The 18,077-nt window shown below is 69.5% G+C and carries 13 protein-coding genes and 1 pseudogene; 3 read left to right on the forward strand and 11 right to left on the reverse strand.

Annotation, left to right across the window (positions count from 1 at the left end):
- Positions 1–79: 79 nt before the first annotated feature.
- From ABZ477_RS15515 to ABZ477_RS15530, 4 genes are all read right to left on the reverse strand, one after another.
- Entirely contained in the window at positions 80–1,771 is a 1,692-nt protein-coding gene (locus ABZ477_RS15515; protein WP_360134951.1) for a glycoside hydrolase family 13 protein, read from the reverse strand.
- Positions 1,772–1,837: 66 nt separating this feature from the next.
- On the reverse strand, positions 1,838–2,659 hold the full coding sequence (locus ABZ477_RS15520) for a carbohydrate ABC transporter permease (RefSeq protein ID WP_360135005.1): 822 nt from the start codon (positions 2,657–2,659) through the stop codon (positions 1,838–1,840).
- A 92-nt stretch (positions 2,660–2,751) separates the two neighbouring features.
- Complete coding sequence (locus tag ABZ477_RS15525) at positions 2,752–3,684, reverse strand: sugar ABC transporter permease (protein ID WP_360134954.1); 933 nt, start codon at positions 3,682–3,684, stop codon at positions 2,752–2,754.
- 22 nt (positions 3,685–3,706) lie between these two features.
- Entirely contained in the window at positions 3,707–4,978 is a 1,272-nt protein-coding gene (locus ABZ477_RS15530; protein ID WP_360134957.1) for an extracellular solute-binding protein, read from the reverse strand.
- 111 nt (positions 4,979–5,089) lie between these two features.
- On the opposite strand from ABZ477_RS15530, the gene ABZ477_RS15535 reads away from it, so the two are divergent.
- The gene (locus ABZ477_RS15535; protein ID WP_360134960.1) at positions 5,090–6,343 is read left to right on the forward strand and encodes an ROK family protein; all 1,254 of its coding nucleotides are present in this window, start codon (positions 5,090–5,092) and stop codon (positions 6,341–6,343) included.
- Between the two features lie 29 nt (positions 6,344–6,372).
- Here ABZ477_RS15535 and ABZ477_RS15540 read toward each other — a convergent pair whose 3' ends face one another.
- A complete protein-coding gene (locus ABZ477_RS15540) occupies positions 6,373–7,119 on the reverse strand; it encodes a sulfite exporter TauE/SafE family protein (RefSeq protein WP_360134963.1) in 747 nt (248 codons plus the stop codon).
- 84 nt (positions 7,120–7,203) lie between these two features.
- Between ABZ477_RS15540 and ABZ477_RS15545 the strand changes: the two genes are divergently transcribed.
- Positions 7,204–7,845, forward strand: coding sequence for a helix-turn-helix domain-containing protein (locus ABZ477_RS15545; protein WP_360134966.1), 642 nt, complete (start codon positions 7,204–7,206; stop codon positions 7,843–7,845).
- A complete protein-coding gene (locus ABZ477_RS15550) occupies positions 7,842–9,506 on the forward strand; it encodes an MDR family MFS transporter (protein WP_360134969.1) in 1,665 nt (554 codons plus the stop codon). Before ABZ477_RS15545 ends, ABZ477_RS15550 begins: the two co-directional genes overlap by 4 nt.
- A 108-nt stretch (positions 9,507–9,614) precedes the next feature.
- Here the strand turns inward: ABZ477_RS15550 and ABZ477_RS15555 are convergent, their stop codons facing one another.
- From ABZ477_RS15555 to ABZ477_RS15580, 6 genes and pseudogenes are all read right to left on the reverse strand, one after another.
- Positions 9,615–10,049 carry a VOC family protein gene (locus tag ABZ477_RS15555; RefSeq protein ID WP_360134972.1) on the reverse strand — a complete coding sequence of 145 codons (435 nt, stop codon included), beginning with the start codon at positions 10,047–10,049 and terminating at the stop codon, positions 9,615–9,617.
- A gap of 63 nt (positions 10,050–10,112) precedes the next feature.
- A complete protein-coding gene (locus ABZ477_RS15560) occupies positions 10,113–11,120 on the reverse strand; it encodes an alcohol dehydrogenase catalytic domain-containing protein (RefSeq protein ID WP_360134975.1) in 1,008 nt (335 codons plus the stop codon).
- Complete coding sequence (locus ABZ477_RS15565) at positions 11,117–12,010, reverse strand: SMP-30/gluconolactonase/LRE family protein (RefSeq protein WP_360134978.1); 894 nt, start codon at positions 12,008–12,010, stop codon at positions 11,117–11,119. Before ABZ477_RS15565 ends, ABZ477_RS15560 begins: the two co-directional genes overlap by 4 nt.
- A gap of 28 nt (positions 12,011–12,038) precedes the next feature.
- On the reverse strand, positions 12,039–13,751 hold the full coding sequence (locus tag ABZ477_RS15570; RefSeq protein WP_360134981.1) for an IlvD/Edd family dehydratase: 1,713 nt from the start codon (positions 13,749–13,751) through the stop codon (positions 12,039–12,041).
- Between the two features lie 139 nt (positions 13,752–13,890).
- Positions 13,891–17,508 (reverse strand): DUF6519 domain-containing protein, encoded by a 3,618-nt coding sequence (locus ABZ477_RS15575; protein ID WP_360134984.1) that lies wholly within the window; start codon positions 17,506–17,508, stop codon positions 13,891–13,893.
- 30 nt (positions 17,509–17,538) lie between these two features.
- Positions 17,539–18,077: pseudogene (locus ABZ477_RS15580) on the reverse strand (hypothetical protein); the annotation flags it as partial.

The raw sequence follows: 18,077 nt of genomic DNA on the forward strand, positions 1-18,077 counted from the left end.
ACGAAGACCCGACCTCCGGCAAACGAGCCGACGAAGGCCCCGCGCCTCAAGCGCGGGGCCTCCGCAGGAGACTCGGGGCTCACTCCCCCGGCCGGACCAGCCAGACCGTCGTCTCGGCGGGGATGACGGCATCCCCGAGCGGGCTCGATGAGAGCTCGACGTCACCGGCAGGGAGCGGGTACTGCTCCGCGCCGAAGTTCGTGACGACCTCCCATCCGTTCGGCCGGCGGAAGTGCAGGACGTCCGGGCGGCCCGTCTCGATCCACTCGAGCGTCTCACCCGTCTGCAGGGTGTGACGCAGCTCGAGGGCGTGCCGGTAGAGCGACAGCGTCGAACCCGCGTCCGCCTCCTCGACATCGACGGCCGACTCCGCGAACCACCCGGGCTGCGGAATGTGCGGCGCGCCGACGCCGAAGCCGAACGCGGGGCCTTCAGCCGTCCACGGCAGCGGGACGCGGCATCCGTCCCGCCCGATCTCCTCGCCGGCCGTCCGGAAGAACGTCGGATCCTGACGCTCCGACGCGGGGATCTCGGCGACCTCGTGGAGGCCCAGCTCCTCGCCCTGGTAGAGATAGGCCGAGCCTGGGAGGCCGAGGACGAACAGCGTCGCGGCGCGCGCCCGCCGGAGGCCCCCCTCACGGTCGAGCGCGGGCTCGGCGCCGCCGCTGCGGAGCCATTCGGCGCCCTGCTTGATCCCGTCGCGCCCTCGCTGCTGCTCGCCGAGCGGCGGCAGGCCGTAGCGCGTCGCGTGCCGCACGACGTCGTGGTTGGACAGCACCCACGTGCTCGACGAGCCGGAGGCCGCTGCGAGGTCGAGGTTGTCGCTCACGACCTGGCGGAACTGCCCCGCGTCGAAGTCGGACTGCAGCAGGTCGAAGTTGAAGGCCTGCCCGAGGCTCTCGGGGTGGGCATACAGCGGCACGCGCGACGGGTCGACCCAGGCCTCGGCGACGGCGGTCCGCGGCGGGTCGTACTCGTTGAAGACCTTGCGCCACTCGGCGTAGATCTCGTGCACGTCGTCGCGGTCGATCAGCGGGTGCTTGCCGTCGAAGGGCAGCGCGTCCAGTTCGGCGCGCGACGGAAGCGGCTCGGTGAGGTCCTTCGTCAGCATGTGGGCGACATCGATGCGGAAGCCGTCGACCCCTCGATCCGACCAGAACCGCAGCGTGCGCACGAAGTCCGCGCGCACTTCGGGGTGGTCCCAGTTGAGGTCGGGCTGCTCCGTCGCGAAGTTGTGGAGGTACCACTGCCCGTCCGCAACGCGCTCCCAGGCGGGTCCGCCGAACACCGACACCCAGTCGGTGGGCGGCTCGGCACCCTGCGGACCCTTTCCCTCGCGGAAGATGTACCGCTCGCGCGCGGCCGAGCCGCGGCCGGCCTCCAGCGCCTCCTGGAACCAGGCGTGCCGGTCGGAGGTGTGGTTGGGGACGATGTCCACCACGACGCGGATGCCGCGCGCGTGCAGAGCGCCGACCATGTCGTCGAAGTCGTCGAGGGTCCCCAGCCGCGGGTCGACGTCCCGATAGTCCGCGACGTCGTAGCCGCCGTCGGCGAGCTCGGACGGATAGAACGGGCTCAGCCACACGGCGTCGACTCCGAGCTCGGCCAGGTAGTCCGCGCGCGCGACGACGCCGGGGATGTCACCCAGCCCGTCGCCGTTCGCATCGGCGAAGCTGCGCGGATAGACCTGGTACACGACGGCCTGGCGCCACCACGGGGGCGACTGGTCCTCGAGCTCGTCAGGGCGGCGGTCGTCGACGGAGATCGTCAAGGTGTTCCTTTCAGGGATCGGAGGTGGGGTGCGGATCGAAGATGGGGCAGGGACGGATGCTGCGGCTCAGCCCTTGACAGCGCCTTGCGTAACACCCTCCATCACCCAGCGCTGGGTGAACAGGTACACGATGATCGCGGGCGCCATCGCCATGAGGTAGGACGCGAAGGCCACGTTGTAGTTGTTGCTGAACTGGTTCTGGAACAGGGCATTCAGCACCGGAAGGGTCTGCAGCGCGGGGTCGGCGATGATGAGCGACGGCATCATGTAGTCGTTCCACGCGTAGAGGAACGCGAAGATGCCGATCGTCGCACTCATCGGCGCGAGGAGCGGAAAGATCATGTGCCAGAAGGTCTGCCACGTGGTCGCGCCGTCGATGCGCGCGCTCTCCTCGAGCTCGAAGGGGATCGATCGCAGGAACGCCGTGAACAGCAGCACGCTGAAGCTCAGCTGGAACATGGTCGCCAGGATGATCACGCCGACAGGGTTGGCGAGTCCGAGCAGGCCCGTCATCTGCACCTGGGGCAGGGCGACGACGGGGAACGGGATGAACATGGCCGCGAGCAGGTAGAAGAACGAGAAGCGGAAGAGCTTCCGATCCCAGTTTCGGACGATCGCGTAGGAGGCGAACGCTGCGAGGAAGATGCTCCCCGCGACTGTGCCCGCGGTGACGAGCACGGACATGGCTGCTCCCATGGGGAAGTTCGTGAGCTTCCAGGCCTCGACGAATCCCTCGACGCTGAACGGAGAGGGCAGCGAGAACGCGTTGAGGTCCACCGCCTGCTCGCTCGTCTTGAACGCCATCGTGACGGTGACGTACAGCGGCACCAGGACCGTGAGCGTGCAGAGGATGAGAATGACGGTGGCGGTCCAGTTGACCCGCTCCATGCCGAACCGGCTCCGGGCCGGCTTGGGCGCAATGCCCTCGAGGACTTCGGTGGCCTCGACCGTTTCGACGACGAGAGCTGGCTGAACAGACATCAGAGTGCGTTCCTTCCGCGCGTGATCGAGAGTTGGAGCACGGCGATGAGGACCGTGATGATGAAGAAGACGGTCGCGTTGGCCATCTGGTAGGCATAGTCGCCCGTGGTGAGACCCGAGACGACCGTCATCGCGATGCTGAAGGTCGAGGTTCCCGGTCCGCCGCCCGTGAGGCCCTTGATGACGTCGTAGGCGTTGAGGAAGCCCTTGAAGCCGAGGATCACGTTGATCACGATGTAGCCGAGCATGAGCGGCACGGTGATGCGGGTGAGCTGCTGGAACTTGGACGCCCCGTCGAGGTCCGCCGCTTCGTACACGTCGCCGGGGATCGAGAGGATGCCGGCGATGTAGATGAGGAGTGCCCCAGGGACGGCTTGCCACGCCGTGACGATGACGATCGCCAGCCACGCCCATTCCGGTTTCGCGAGGATGCTCTCCTGGAGCCAGACGATGCCGGAGATGGTGCCGAACGCCGGCAGCGAGTTGGAGAACAGGAACTTGAAGACGAACGCGATGATGATCGCCGAGATCACCATGGGGATGACGAAGATCGTCCGCAGCGGCGTCTTCAGCCGGATCTGCGCCGTCAGGCCCACAGCGAGGAGGAGGGCGATGATGTTCACGACGATGACGGTCACAAGCGAGAACCCGAACGTGAACAGGTAGCTCTGGACGATCAGCGGGTCGCTCCACATGGCGATGTAGTTCGTGAACCCGATGAACTTCCACTCCCCGAGACCGATGGAGTTGGTGAAGCTGAAGAAAATGCCGATCACCGCGGGGACGGTGATCGCCAGCGTGAACAGCACAAGGGTGGGAAGCAGGAACCAGAAGTAGACGGCGTCTACGCGGCCGCGGGGCCGTGCCTGCCCTGCTCGTCGCCTGCCCTGCGTGACGATGGTCGTCGTGGTGGGAGCGGTCGTGGTTGCCATGGGGGACTCCTTCGTTCCCGGATCACTGCTGTCGGTAAGCGAGCCGCGCGTAGTCGGCGTCGATGTTGCTGAGGATCCGCTGGGGGTCGCTGCCCAGCATGATCGCCTGCACGTAGTTCATGATCGGGATCGCCCGGGGTACGAGCTGCGTTGAGCCCTGGTACATCTGACCGGCGTCGATGTAGTCCTGAAGACCGGCGATGCGTTCGTCCGACACGGGCGGTGCGTCCTTCGTCGGCAGGAAGCCCAATTGCGATTCGTTGTACTCCTGAATGACCTCCGGCTGATACAGGTAGTCGAGGAACTCGCGCGCGGCTTCCTGATTCCCGGCCTCCGGGATCCAGGCTGCGAGGTCCATGTTGATCCGGGCCTTGAGATCGGCCGGGTCGTCGGTGACCGGCAGCGGGAACATCCCGAGTTCGAGGTCGGGGGCGGCCTTGGCGATCTCGCCGAACGCCCACGGCCCTTGCATGTACATGGCGGCCTCGCCGTTGGCCATCGCCGTGTTGCCGTCGAAGTAGCCGCGGCTCGGAGCGTCCGAGTTCACGTACTTCGAGAGCTCGAGCATCTTGTCGACGGGCTCCGCCTGATCCTTCTGGAACGAGACCGCGGAATTCGGCCCGACCTCCGTGCCCTCTTCGGCGAGGTCGTCGAAGAATGCGACGGTGTCGAGCGTGCCGCCCACGGTGTAGTCGTACCAGCCCTGCCCGATCGTCCAGCTGTCGGCGAAGGTTCCGTAGAACGGTGTGACTCCCGCTGCCTGGAGCGTCTCGCACACGTCGATGAGCTCGTCCCACGTGGTGGGCACTTCGAGGCCGTTGTCCTCGAAGATCTGCTTGTTGTAGATCACCGCGGCGCCCATGATCGAGTACGGGATCGCGCTCGTGCGGCCGGGGCAGACGCCGAACTGGTCCATGAACGGCTTGAGGTCTTCACGGACGCTCTGCGCCGCGGCGGTGTCGGAGAGGTCCGACATGGCGCAGCGCTGGATGAACCGCGCGGTCTCCTGGTTGTAGTTGTTCAGTGCGATGTCGGGTGGGTCGCCGCGCACGAATCCCGCCGAGACCGCGTCGATCCCGGACGTGTCGAGGATCACCGTCACCTCGTCCTGCGAGGCGTTGTACTCCTCGACCAGATCCCTCATGTACGGGATGGCCTCGGGCTTCGCGAACGCGAACCGGATCGTCTCCCGACCGCCGTCGCCTGCGCAGGCGACGAGGGATGTGCCGACGAGGCCCACCCCTGCAGCGGCCGCGGCGACCCGTATCCATCGTCGTCCTGAGAATCCAGCCACTTCGCTGTCCCTTCGGTCGAAGCCTGACGTTTGGTTCGACGATTAGATTTAGACCACAAATCAAGTCGACGGCACCATAATGGCGGAGACGAAGCGAAAGGTCAAGAGAAGTTGTCCACCCCGATCTCGCCCGGCTCGCTGCGGCGAGCGAGCCTTGATTCCGTACTCGCGTACGCCTGGGACAGCGAAGTGTTCACGGCGAGCGACGCCATGAGCACGGTCGGGCTCACGCGCTCGACGACGATCGACGTCACCGACGAACTCGTCGGCGTCGGGCTGCTGCGCGAGCTCCCGAACGCGCGTGCGGCCGGCGACTACCGCAAGGGGCGGCCCGCGCGGCGGTTCGAGCTGCGCGCCGATGCGGCCGTCGTGGTCGGGCTGGACGCGGGCCGCATGCATCTGACGGCCATCGTCGCCGATCTTCGCGGCGACGTGCTGAGCGTGACGCGGCAAGAGAGCGATGCGGTCTCGGGCGCGGAGGACGAGATCGAGGCGGATGCCGTCGAGCGGCGTCGTGCGCTCGTCGAGTCGGTCATCGACACGGCGCTGCACGACGCCGGCCGCGACCGCGCCGAAGTGCTCGCGGTCTGCGTCGGCGTCCCGGCGCCGGTGAACGCGGCGGGACTCTCCCCGGTGCACCGCACCGAGTTCTGGGCCCGCATGAACCCCGGCCTGAAGGATCTCATCGCAACGTGGGCGCCGATCGTGCGCGTCGAGAACGATGCGTCGCTCGCCGCCATCGCCGAGGGCACCGCCGGCGCCGCGCGCGATCATCAGGATTATGTCGCGATCCTCGCCGGCGAGCGCCTCGGCGCGGGCGTCGTGGTCGACGGACGCCTGCTGCGCGGCGCGCACGGGGGTGCGGGCGAACCCGTCGGCTTCGACCATGTCGACGGCGTCCACGGCGCCTACGGCATCGGCTACCGGCTCGCAGAGTGGGCGCGCATCTCGATCGCGAAGGGTGAGCTTCCCTCGGGGCATCCGCTGGCGGCATCCGGTGCGACGGTCGACGCGAAGGCGGTGCTGCGGCTCGCCGGTGCGGGTGACGCCTGGGCCGGCGCGCTGACCGAGCGAGCGGGAGCCCTGCTCGCGCGGATCGCCGGCATCTACGGCACGTTCTACGATCCGTCGCTCGTCGTGGTCTCCGGCGCCATCTCGGGATCGCTCGACCCCGTGATCGCGGCAGCCCGCCGTCGGATTCCGGATGAGCTCGACCTGCCCGCGCCCGAGATCAGCGCGTCGTCGCTCGGCGCCGACGTCGTCGCGATCGGCGCCACGATGGCGGCCGTGGAGGCGGCGCGGACGGGTGTGCTCGAGCTCGCGGAGCTGCCGGCCGGGCTCGCGCCCGCTGCCGCGGGCACCTGACAGGAGGCGGTAGGCGGACTTGCGCCCCGTCAGACGAAGAGCAGGTACAGCGCCGCGACGACCGTCAGGACGAAGACGATCCGCTCGAAGAGCCTCTGGTCGATGCGGTCGGCGACACGGCGGCCTATCCAGCCGCCGATGAGCACGGCCGGGACGAGCACGAGGTCGATGAGCAGCGTCTGCGGCGTCAGCAGTCCGAGCCCGATCGCGAAGGGGAGCTTCGCGACGTTGACGATCGCGAAGAACCAGGCCGCCGTCCCGAGGAATGCCTTCACCTCGAATCGGGCGGCGAGGAAGTACATGGACATGACCGGACCGCCGGCGTTCGCGACCATCGTCGTGAAGCCGCCGAGGCTCCCGTAGCCGATCCGGACCGCGCGGCCGCCGCGCCCGACGACCGGGGAGGCACCCCCCCGGCGGCGCAGCCAGATCGTGAGCGCGACCAGCAGCAGCAGGATCACTGCGATCGTCTTGCGGACCCATGCGTCGTCTGCGAGCGCGAGGAAGACCGCACCGAGGACGACCCCCGCCGCGACGGCAGGCGCGAGCCGGAGGAGCGTCCTCCAGTCGGCGTGCCGTCGATACAGCAGCAGCGCGAGCGCGTCGCCGACGATGAGGAGCACGAGGAGGGTGGCGGTCGAGCTCCGCGCCGGCAGCACGCTCGCGAAGATCGCGACAGCGAGCGTCCCGGCGCCCGGGATGGCGGTCTTGGAGAGCCCGACGATGACCGCGGCGATGCCGAGCATCACCCAGGCGACGACCGTCAGGTCAGTCATCCGCGCCCGGCTTCGTCATGCGACAAGGCTATGTGCGGGCGGCGTGATTTGCACCAACTGACGCATGGTGCAAAACTGCACTCTATGTCAGATGGTGCAGATTCCACGCGCGACCGCCGTCGCGCCGAGACGACGCGCACCCTCATCCGCGTCGCCCGCCACTTCACGGCCGAGCGCGGGCTGTCTGGCTTCACCGTCGAGGAGCTGTGCAGCGAAGCGGCCGTCTCGCGCCGGACGTTCTTCAACTACTTCGCCTCGAAGGACGACGCCGTGCTCGGCATCCCCCTGGAGAGAGCGGATGCCGCGGCAGTCGCGCGCTTCCTCGCCACGAGGCCCGACGTGCCAGGGCTCTCGCCCACCCTGCTGACGGACCTCGCGGTCCTCGCGGAGGAGCGCTGGCGTGCCTTGGACATCGCGCCCGACACAGCGGCGGACCTCTTCCGCGCCGTCGACAAGGAGCCGCGCCTGCTCGGCCGCATGCTCGAACTCGCCATCCAGGGCGAGCAGTTCGACGCGCGACTGGTCGAGCAGCGCGAGAACCTGCTCTCCGGCGACCTCCGTGCGCAGGTCGCCGCGCAGGTCGTCGGCGCGCTCGTGCGCTCCGCGGCGGGCGAGTTCCTGGCGCACGGAAACACCGACACCTTCATCGAGATCTTCGAGCGACGCATCGGCGCGGCGCGCGACCTCTTCGCTTCGCAAGCCGCATTGATGGGAACTCCTGAATGACCACCGCAACCCTCGACACCGTCAAGCCCGACGGTGACAAGCCCTTCCTGCTCACGCAGCGCAGGATCTGGATCATCTTCTCCGCGCTCATCGCGGGCATGCTGCTGTCGTCGCTCGACCAGACGATCGTCTCGACCGCGATGCCGACGATCGTCGGCGAACTGGGCGGCGTCTCGCACCAGGTCTGGATCACGACGGCCTACATCCTCGCCACCACGATCGTCATGCCGATCTACGGCAAGTTCGGCGACGTCCTCGGCAGGCGCCGGCTCTTCATGGTGGCGATCGCCATCTTCACCCTCGCCTCGGTGGGCTGCGCGTTCGCGACGGACTTCTGGATGTTCGTCGTCTTCCGCGCCGTGCAGGGCCTCGGCGGCGGCGGCCTCATGATCCTCTCGCAGGCGATCATCGCCGACATCGTCCCCGCCAACGAGCGCGGCAAGTACCTCGGTCCGCTCGGCGCCGTGTTCGGCCTCGCCGCCGTCGCCGGCCCGCTCCTCGGCGGGTTCTTCGTCGACCACCTGACGTGGCAGTGGGCGTTCTACGTCAACATCCCCGTCGGCATCGCGGCGTTCTTCATCGCCGTCTTCGCGCTGAAGCTCCCCGACAGGAAGGCCGAGAAGCCCATCGACTGGCTCGGCGTCCTCTTCCTCTCGATCGCCACGACCTGCCTCATCTTCTTCACGGACTTCGGCGGTTCGGCGGACTTCGGCTGGGAGCACGGCGCGACGTGGGCATGGGGCGCGGGTCTCGTCCTGGCCGCGGGGCTGTTCATCCTCACCGAGTCGCGCGCGGCCGACCCGATCATGCCGCTGGCGATGTTCCGCAACCCGATCTTCGTCAACGCGACCGCCATCGGCATGGCGATCGGCATCGGGATGTTCGCGGCCCTCGGCTTCGTGCCGACGTTCCTGCAGATGTCGTCCGGCACGTCGGCCGCGGCATCCGGTCTGCTCCTGCTGCCGATGATGGTCGGCGTCATGGGCACCTCGATCGCCTCGGGGCTGCTCATCACGAAGACCGGCAGGTACAAGCTGTTCCCGATCGCCGGCACGATCATCGTCGGCATCGCGATGATCCTCATGACGACGCTCACGGCGTCGACGCCGATCTGGCTCATCTGCGTGTACCTGTTCCTGTTCGGCGTGGGCCTCGGCTGCATCATGCAGGTCGTCGTGCTCGTCGTGCAGAACGCCGTCCCCGCCTCCGACATCGGCACGGCGACCTCGACGAACAACTACTTCCGCGAGATGGGCGCCGCGCTCGGCATCGCCGTGTTCGGCACGCTGTTCACGACCCGCCTCACCGAGAACCTCACGGCGGTCTTCACGGATGCCGGCGCCACCGCCGAGCAGGCCGGCCAGGCGACCGCGACCATCGATCCGTCGGTGCTGAACGAGCTTCCCGACGCGCTGCGCGACGGGGTCGTGAACGCCTACGCGGATGCCCTCGCACCGGTGTTCTGGTATCTCGTGCCGTTCATCGCGGTCGCCTTCATCCTCGCCCTGTTCCTCAAGGAGATCCCGCTGTCCGACGTCGCGGGTCTCGTCGCGCGAGGCGAGGCCATCGGCGGCGAGGAGGCCGAGCGCCTCGAAGCGGAGCAGCGCACCGGTGCGACAGCATCCGCCACCGCCGCCGCGCCCGGGGGGCCGACTTCGTAGTCCCGCTGTGCACAACGGCGGAGATCGCCGCCGACACGCCGCCTCACCGAGCCCGCGGCCGGCGTGTCGGCCGTCTCGTCCGCCGTCGTGCTCGGCGGATGCTGTCGGTCAGCCGATCTTCTCGGCGAGCGCGACGATGATCCCCGACGGCCCCCGCAGGTAGCAGAGGCGGTAGACGTCCTCGTACCGGGCGATCCGGTCGAGGAGCTCGGCGCCGTGCGCCTGAAGCCGCGCCACCGTGTCGTCGATGTCTTCCACTGCGAACATGACGCGGTGCAGGCCGATCGTGTTGGGCGCCAAGGGATCGGCGGTCAGCGGCTCGGGTGCCCGGTACATCGTGAGCTCGAGTCGGCCCTGACCGTCCGGCGTCCGCATCATCGCGATCTCGCTGCGGACGCCCGTCAGGCCGACCGTCTGGTCGGCGAAGTCGCCCTCGATCTCGGTTCTCGCCTCGAGCTCGAGCCCGAGCTCGCCGAAGAAGGCGATCGCGGCGTCGAGGTCCTCGACGACGATCGCGACGTTGTCCATCCGCAGCACCGTCATCGCGCCATTCTGACCCAGCCGCGGTCGCCGCGCACCCGTCCGACCGCGCCGCGCCACAAGCCCTCACAGCGCGACGTGGAACTTCGGGCCCGGGCCGGCGCCGTCCGGACGCTCCCCGGCCAGGATCGCCGGCAGATCGTCGAGTGAGACCGTCGCCGCGATGAGCGGGCGGGGGTCGACCGTGCCGGACGCATAGGCGTCGATCGTGCCGGCCAGGCCCGGCGAGGCGCTGAGCACCCCGACGGCCGTCACGTCCTTCAGCGCGAGGCCCCGCGTGTCGATCGGACTCGGGACGCCCGCGAGCCCGATGTAGACCACCCGCCTGCCGGGCTCGACGAGTTCGAGGGCCTTCGCGGGAAGGTGCTGCGCGTTCGACGCCTCGATGACGGCATCCCATGCCACCTGGGGCAGCTGCTCCTCCGTCCAGACGCCGTCGAAGCCGAGGGTGCGGGCGAACGCGAGCGAGCGCTCGCTGCGGCCGAGCACGTGGACCTCGGCGCCCGCCGCCCGCGCGAACAGCGCGGACAGGAGCCCGATCGTCCCAGGCCCGAGGACGAGGCAGCGGTCCCCCGGGCCGAGCGCCGCGGCCTGGACCGAGCGGAACGCGTTGCCGCCCGGCTCGACCATCGCCCCTGCCGCCTCGTCGACGCCGTCGGGCAGGCGATGGAGCGACCGCGCCGGCGTCGCGACCTTCTCGGCGAGCGCGCCGGGCTTGCCGCCCCGGATGCCGAGCTCGAGGCGGTCCTCGCACACGTGCTGCCGCCCCTGCGTGCACCGCCGGCACACGCCGCAGCCGAGCATCGTGTCGCCCGTGACGCGCCACCCGATCCAGGCGGGATCCACGCCGGAGCCCACGGACGACACAGTGCCCATCCACTCATGCCCGATGCGCATGGGGTACTCGGCGTGCCGGGTGTGCAGGTAGGCCATCTCACCTGTGAAGAACTCGACGTCCGTGCCGCAGATCCCGGCTCGCTGCACGTCGACGACGACTTCGCCCGCTGCGGGCACCGGCTCCGGCACGTCCTGGACCTCGGCCCGATGCGGGCCCGTGATGACGAGGGCCCTCACGGACGAACGCCCGACCACAGATGGGGCGCAAGGCCCGTGACGCCCGGCCGGAAGGTGAACAGCCGCCCCGAGTGCGGGTGCTCCTCCAGCTGCTCGGGCGTGAGGTGCTCCCGGGCCGTCGTGATGACGAGCGTGTCGAGGCCGGGTCCAGCGAAAGCCGGGCACGACGTGTGCGGAGCGGGGACGTCGACCCGCGCGACGATCTCACCCGACGGCGCGAGGCGCAGAACGCAGCCCCCGCCCCACACCGCGACCCACAGATGGCCCTCGGCGTCGATCGTCATCCCGTCCGGGTGGCCGTGCTCCAGCTGTGCGAACAGCATCCGCTCCCCCGTCGTCCCGGCGGCGGCGTCGTAGTCGCGCACGAAAATCTGGCGGGTGCCCGTGTCGATGCTGTACATGCGGCGGCCATCGGCGGTCCAGGCGAGCCCGTTGGACAGCGTGAGGTCGTGGTCGAGGACCGTGACCGCCTCGTCCGCGTCGACGCGGATCAGCAGCTCATCGCCCGGGCCCTTCGTGCCCACGACGAAGCGCCCCGCGGGGTCGGGTTTGCCGTCGTTGAACCTCCGGTCCTCTCCGTCGACGAGCGCCCGGCCGCGCACGAGTTCGCCGTCGGGCGTGCGGTAGACGAGCCGGTGCGTGCCCGCGACGACCCATCCCCCGTCGGCGGCAACCGCCACGGCGCCCGCGGTCTCGCCGATGTCGAGCCGCTCGTCGATCTCGATGCGGCCGTCCATGAGCCGGCCCGAGTGGACGACGCCCGCCATGATGTCGACCCACAGGACGCGCTCGCGGATCGGGTCCCACGTCGGACCCTCACCGAGGAAATGCGAGACGTCCGTCGCGACGCGGGCGGTGCCGAGGGACGGGATGCTGGAGTACGAGGTCATGCGGGAGCTTCCGGGGTCGTGACGACGGTCAGTGGGACTCGCGCGACACCTGGGAGCCGGTGGACCCGACGAGGAAGTCGAGGTCGGCGCCGCGGTCGGCCTGCAGGACGTGGTCGATGTACAGCCGCTCCCACCCGCGGCGGGGTGTCGCGTACCCGTCGAGGGTGGCCTGGTTCGGGGTGCGCGCGGCGAGCTCGTCAGCGGGGACGTCGAGGTCGAGACGCCCGGCGCGGACGTCGAGGCTGATCCAGTCGCCGGTCCGCACGAGTGCGAGCGGCCCGCCGGCGGCGGCTTCGGGGGTGACGTGCAGGATGACGGTGCCATATGCGGTGCCCGACATGCGGCCGTCGCAGATGCGGACCATGTCACGCACGCCCTTCTCCAGCAGCTTGGGCGGCAGCGGCATGTTCGACACCTCGGGCATGCCTGGGTAGCCCTTGGGTCCGCAGCCGCGCAGCACCATGACGCTGTCCTCGTCGATGTCGAGGTCGGGGTCGTCGATGCGGGCGTGGAAGTCCTCGATCGAGTCGAACACGACGGCCCGCCCGCGGTGCTTCAGCAGGTGCGGGGACGCCGCGGCGGGCTTGACCAGCGCCCCGCCGGGGGCGAGCGAGCCGCGCAGCACGCTGATCCCCGCCGCGGGCAGCAGCGGGTTCTCGCGCGGGGTGATCACCTCGGGGTCCCAGATCTGCGCGTCCTCGAGGTACGACACGAACGGCTCGCCGGTGATGGTCAGCGCGTCGGGGTCGAGCAGGTCGCGGACCTCCCGCATGACGGCGAGGAACCCGCCGGCCCGGTACAGGTCGTCCATCAGGTATCGGCCGGCCGGCTGCAGGTTCACCAGCAGGGGCACCTCCGCCCCGATCCGGTCGAAGTCGTCCACCGTCAGGTCGATCCCGAGGCGCCCCGCGATCGCGAGCAGGTGCACGACCGCGTTGGTGGATCCGCCGATCGCGGCGAGCGCGACGATCGCGTTGTGGAAGTTCGCCTTCGTCAGGAACGTCGAGGGGCGCCGGTCATCCGCAACCAGCTGCACCGACAGCGTCCCGGTCGCGTGCGCCGCTTCGAGCAGGCGCGCGTCCGGTGCGGGGGTTCCCGCCACGCCCGGGACGACCACGCCGAGCGCTTCGGCGACCAGCGCCATCGTCGACGCGGTGCCCATCGTGTTGCAGTGCCCCTTGGACCGGATCATCGACGACTCGGACTTCAGGAACATCGCCTCGCTCAGGGTGCCGGCGCGGACCTCTTCCGACAGCCGCCACACGTCCGTGCCGCAGCCGAGCGCCTCGTTGCGGAAGTGCCCCGTCAGCATCGGGCCGCCCGGCACGACGACCGCGGGCAGGTCGACCGAGGCCGCGGCCATCAGCAGCGACGGGATCGTCTTGTCGCAGCCGCCGAGCAGCACGACCCCGTCGATCGGGTTCGCGCGGAGCATCTCCTCCGTCGCCATCGCCGCCATGTTGCGCCACAGCATGGCGGTCGGCCGCACCTGCGTCTCACCCAGCGACACCACCGGCAACTCCAGCGGGATCCCGCCGGCCTCGTAGATCCCGTTCTTCACCGACTGCGCCACCTCCGTCAGGTGGCTGTTGCACGGCGTGAGATCCGACGCCGTGTTCGCGATCGCGATCTGCGGCCGGCCCTCGAAGGCGGACCCCGGCACACCCCGCCGCATCCACGCCCGATGGATGTACGCGTTGCGGGCATCGCCCGAGTACCACTGGGAACTGCGAAGCGTCATGTGGGTATCCTGCCCCGCATTCGGCGCGCTCCGCCTCAGCCTTGACGACTCGCGGGTCGTCGGCGCCCTCACGGTGCGAGTCTCGTCACGAGGGCGGTTCGACAGGTCGGCTTCGGCTCCAGGCCTCGAGCACCAGGGTTCAGACGACCGAGAGGTCGACGTTCCCGACGTCGCTCCAGCGAGCCGCCGTGACATCGATGGTGGCCAGTGCGGGGCCGCGTCGAGCATCGGCGGGTTCGCCGAGGTTGCCGGTGACCGCGGCGGCGAGCGCGACAACCTCGAGCGCCGTCGCCGTCGCCCCGTCCTGACCGAAGCCGGCCAGGGTGAAGTGGTTACCTGTCAGCCCGACATGCCGTCCTACGACGGCAGGGTTCAACGGACCGACCCAGCCGGTTCCGTCGAACACGTTGTCGGAGATGAGGAAGGAGCGGTACACCGGGAGCTGGCCGCCCCCCTGGTCGTCCACGAACCGCTGGAGCAGAGCGAGCATCTCGTCCGACACACGGAGCCGGCCGAGGTGGTTCCCCGAGAAGTTCACCGTGCCGAAGTCCCCTCGCACGATGCCGCCCTGGTTGATCGCCTCCTCGAATCGGTCACGGATCGAGTCGAGGATCTCGGTCGACCCGGCTGGGCGCCCGTAGAACGTCACATCGCCGTAGATGAGATTGTGATGGATCACGACCTCCGCAGGACCCGCGCCGTCATCGCCGAGCCTGGCCGACGGTGCGATCTCCAGCGCGGCCCACCCGGAAAGGAAGTCGGGCGACGTCTCGGCCCGGTTCGACAGCTCGAGGATGCGGTCGGGCAGATTGCGGAGGGCCACGTCGTCCACCTCGAACGCGTCGGCGATCCGAACGACGTCCCCGGCCACTTCGGGGCTCACGTCGGGCTCGCCCGTCCAGGCGCGCATCGCCTCGGCAAGTCGCCGCCGCGCCGCGGAGGACACGCCCTCCATCGCCGTGTTGAGCTCGTCGGACCGGGTCTCGAACTCCGGTGAGCCGACCGCGTCGAACGCGCGAGAGAGCCCGTCCACCACAGTGTTCAGCGTGGGCCACCGCCGCGCATTGTTCGTCACCGTCGTATCGAGCCGGTCGAACAGGGGCTGGATGGGGGCGAGCCGGAACACTTCGATGACCGAGTCCAGCACCTCCACGCGCCGCCCACCGCGGATCGTCACGAGGGTCCTCGCAGCGCTCCTGCCGAACACGTGGACGTTGTCCAGCCGGACGTCCGCCGTGTCGCGGACGAAGAGCACGCCTTGACCCCGCACGTCGTGATGGAGTTGAACGGGGTACCGCAGATCCAGGTCGGCAAGGCGCAGCGACAGGAGGCCGGCGAAGTCGAAGCGGTCCGCGACATGGACGCGCGACGTCCGGCCGCACCCACGGATCGACAGGTTGATCGGCTGGTCGACGATCGCGGCCTCGACACGGTGATCGCCGGGGAGCAGGCACAGGCAGATGTCGCGCACGCCCCGACCGATGAGCGCCTCGAGCGCCTCCTCGATCCTCGGGAAGTCGGCTCCGTCCCCGATCGACGTGCAGCATCCGCCGTTCCCTTCGGAAGCGGGATCGATGCGCGCCAGGAACGTGATCCGCTGGTGCCGCGAGGGGGTGCCGTCCGCCTCGTGGAGGAAGGCCGTGACCGCCTGCATGTCCGGGACTGTGCGGTCCAGATCCCACACGGCCGAAGCGGTGCCGTCGGGCCCCGTGACGACGGGGTTGACCGAGGTGACGGCGCCCTGCGCCGCGACGAACTCCACGGTCGCTCCCTCGACGGGGTAGGCGCCGTTGGACACCCGGACGACGACGGGCTGCTGGAGCCGCGGGAAGGACGCGTCGCCCACGCGAGCCTCTTGCCCGTCGCCGCTCACATAGAGCAGTGTCGTGAGGTCCTGGATCGTGGCGGTGAACCGCACGAACTGGTTGGCGATCGGATTCGCGGCATGATCCAGCAGGTGCGCGGTGCAGACCTGCGGCGGCGGTGGCACCGGTGAGATCGCATTCGCGGGGGGCTGCAGCGCCCAGGTGAACGAGGCGATCCCCTGCTCGGTCGTGAGGACGTCGACGCCCACGCCGTTGTCCGGAGCGAAGCGCACCACCGCATTCGCCACAGGGGTCTCGCCGTTGACCACCCGCACCTCGAGCAGCTTGGGGAGGGCGGGAAATCCCGGATCGTGGCGACGCGCCTCCTGTCCGTCGCCTCCCACGTAGAGCAGATTGGTGAGCTCGGTGAGCGGCGGGAAGAGGTCCCGGCAGTCACCCTCGATCTTCCCCTTCCCTCCCGTCACGCGCAGGAGAGCGAGGGCCGCGCGGTGGCGCACGATTCCGTCGGGCGGGAGGGATGCCGGGTCACCCCCGACCTGGGGCCACTCGATGTTTCCGGACCGGTCGTCGATGACCGCGGTGCGGGCGGGGAACGACCAATAGTCGTCGCGCAGGTACTTTCCCGCTGCGAAGGAGACCTCGATGCCGCTCTCGAGGTGCATCCAGCCCGCGGACGACTTCCGGAACCAGATGCCTGTGGCGCCATCCCAGCGGCGGAGCTTCGGGTGCCGAGCCCGATCGACCCCCTCGGTGCCGCCGAGTGTGTCTGCGGGAGTCGCGAGCTTCACGGTGCGTTCGTCGGCATCGATCGCGGTGATGAAGTACAGGCGACGCGGCAACCTCGAATCGAACTCGATCGAGTCGTCGGTGATCTCGACCCACTGACGTGGCGCGAAGCCGAGCGTCCCGTCCGGACCGAGGTCGGCCACGCGCACCGTCTGGCCGTTGATGGCCTCGACCCCCGTCACGACCGAGCCATTCTCGCGAGACATGACGGCGATCGCGTCCGGCGTGCGCAGCGCGAGTGTCTCCCCCGGCGCCAGCGCCGGAACGGGGGTAGCCAGGGTCACGACCGAGTCCGTCACGGCCGTCACTTGCGAGAACGTGGAATCGAACGGGTCGGCGCCCGCGCCGCTGCGCACGAGCTCGACGAAGCTGCCGACCGCCGGGAGCGGTGAGGTGCCCAGGTCGATCTGATCCGTCGTGCCCGTCTTGACCGTCACCGCGGTCGCACCGGCGGTGCCGATGTCATGGGCCGCGCCTGAAGACAGCACCTCCACGCGATAGAGCTGGTTCTCGAGTCCCGAGTACCCCGCGCGGGCCGGCACGAGACACGGGGTCTTGACGGCCGCCTCGGGAGTCGCACGGGCGGCGAGCCTTCCCGACGTGATCGGCACGACCGGTACGGCGGCGGCGCACGTCCAGTCGGCAGCTCGGTCGAGCACGCGCACCTGCCAGGCGGTCTGCTCGCGCGAGGCGGTGGTGGGTCCGCCGAGTGCGACTTCGCGAAGGGACGGGTCATCCAGCGGTGTCACGAGCCGGCGCCACACGTCGAGCACGACCGGATGGACGCCGTCCGACAGACCGTCCAGGTCCTTCCCCGCGTCGTGGAGGAAAGGCTGCCCCGCGAACGGGATGAAGGCGTCCCCCTCCTTCGCCGGCAGGTTCTCGACGAGGATGCCGTCGACGTAGTACCGGCCCGCTCCGATGCGCAGACCGCCCGCACCGTCGTCGGTGATCTGGAATCCCGCCGCGGCGAGCGGTGCCCCCGCTTCTCCGACGACGTCGGCGGCGGTCTGTTCGTGTGCGCCGGCAAGAATGCGGTGTTCCTCTTCGAGGTCCGCATCCGTCAGCAGGCGCCCCTGCTCGTTGAGCACGGCGCTGTACTGCTTGCGCCGATCGTGGGTGCGGCGGCTGAAATCGCCCCTCATGATGACTCCTTCATTGTCTGCGCCCGCCGGTCACGTCTCGAAGACGAGGCCGACTTCGAGCCCGAACCGCGTGTAATCCTCGAGTCGCCGTTCGAGATACGCCTCGCGCAGCGGCTGGTTGAGGTGGTGGAGGGCGCCCATCTCCGACTCGTCGTCGGCGCCACGCCACACGGCGTCGACCGTGCGCCGGTCCAGCTGGATGTAGCCCGGATCCCCGAACCGCTCCGACGTGAAGACGGGCCGGAAGGCCGCGGCATCCTCGTCGGCCACGCCTCGGTAGCGGCGGGGCGTACGCGAGCCGGGCGGCAGGTAGCTGAACCGCACGCAGCCCTGCTGACGGCGGTCCGCGATGACCGGGACTGGCCAGTCGGAGGACTCCGCCGCAGGAACCCCAGCGAGGACGATCGTGTTGGAGACGCGCTCGAGCACGCGAGCGCGAATGCGTCCGAGGACCGTGCACTCGTCGAGGACGAGCGTGCCGCCGGGACTCGTGGCGGCCGCCTCAGAGGCGAAGGCGATCCCCTCTTCGCCGGCGTCGATCACCGAGTCCACGCCGTGCACGTCGGCGT

The organism is Microbacterium sp. NPDC019599 (assembly GCF_040632175.1).
Taxonomy (GTDB): Bacteria; Actinomycetota; Actinomycetes; order Actinomycetales; family Microbacteriaceae; genus Microbacterium.

Coding starts and splice junctions, on each gene's coding strand:
- ABZ477_RS15520 (WP_360135005.1), bottom strand. CDS start 2,659: ATGGAGCGGGTCAACTGGACCGCCACCGTCATTCTCATCCTCTGCACG.
- ABZ477_RS15525 (WP_360134954.1), bottom strand. CDS start 3,684: ATGGCAACCACGACCGCTCCCACCACGACGACCATCGTCACGCAGGGC.
- ABZ477_RS15540 (WP_360134963.1), bottom strand. CDS start 7,119: ATGACTGACCTGACGGTCGTCGCCTGGGTGATGCTCGGCATCGCCGCG.
- ABZ477_RS15545 (WP_360134966.1), top strand. CDS start 7,204: ATGTCAGATGGTGCAGATTCCACGCGCGACCGCCGTCGCGCCGAGACG.
- ABZ477_RS15550 (WP_360134969.1), top strand. CDS start 7,842: ATGACCACCGCAACCCTCGACACCGTCAAGCCCGACGGTGACAAGCCC.
- ABZ477_RS15555 (WP_360134972.1), bottom strand. CDS start 10,049: ATGACGGTGCTGCGGATGGACAACGTCGCGATCGTCGTCGAGGACCTC.
- ABZ477_RS15565 (WP_360134978.1), bottom strand. CDS start 12,010: ATGACCTCGTACTCCAGCATCCCGTCCCTCGGCACCGCCCGCGTCGCG.
- ABZ477_RS15570 (WP_360134981.1), bottom strand. CDS start 13,751: ATGACGCTTCGCAGTTCCCAGTGGTACTCGGGCGATGCCCGCAACGCG.
- ABZ477_RS15575 (WP_360134984.1), bottom strand. CDS start 17,508: ATGAGGGGCGATTTCAGCCGCCGCACCCACGATCGGCGCAAGCAGTAC.